A 607-nucleotide genomic window follows, 5' to 3' on the forward strand; every position below is an offset into this window, starting at 1 on the left:
TTTCGATTCGGTAATTTCTGGTCGCACATCCTCAAACGCTTTGATCGTGTAAGTACGCACGGGGAAGGGCACCGCCTCGCTCTCATCCGTGCTCTTGCCGAACGCGGCTTTGAACTCCATGGTCAGCGGGCTGCCATCTTTGAGGTTTCTCAAGCCTGCAAAGGCGATGCTCCGCTCGTAATAGCCTTGATCGAGCCACTTGTCGCTGACCATTGAACCCGGTGCCGTATGAATCTGCAGGTTGTAGTCGCTGCCATCAGCGTTCGTCCCTTTCAGACGCAGCCAGACATATTGGCCTGTGGCAATCAACGGCCAGACGCCCATGCGATAGGTGGCATTGCTGGTCAGATTCCCTACGTTGAACTCCTGGCCCTCGCCGTCATCGTCGGCGTCCATGATCACCGGCAGGATCAAGCTTGAGTCCGGCAAGGTGCCAACATTCAACAACAGCGGCAACGAGGTGCGGGGCGCACCGTTGCGGGTGACGGTGTACGTCACGGTGACGGTTTTGCCCAGGTTGAATGCCAGCACGGTGACCGGCAGTTCGATTGTCAGCGTGGTTTCACTGATGGGTTTTGCCGGGGTGGTGTACGAGCCGCCGGCGGCA

General features: G+C 58.2%; 1 pseudogene. It reads right to left on the reverse strand.

The features are described from left to right. Positions 1-607: pseudogene (locus tag ACM6I7_RS14560) on the reverse strand (hypothetical protein); the annotation flags it as partial.

Source organism: Pseudomonas sp. IT-93MI4 (genome assembly GCF_949767635.1).
Classification (GTDB): Bacteria; Pseudomonadota; Gammaproteobacteria; order Pseudomonadales; family Pseudomonadaceae; genus Aquipseudomonas; species Aquipseudomonas putida_A.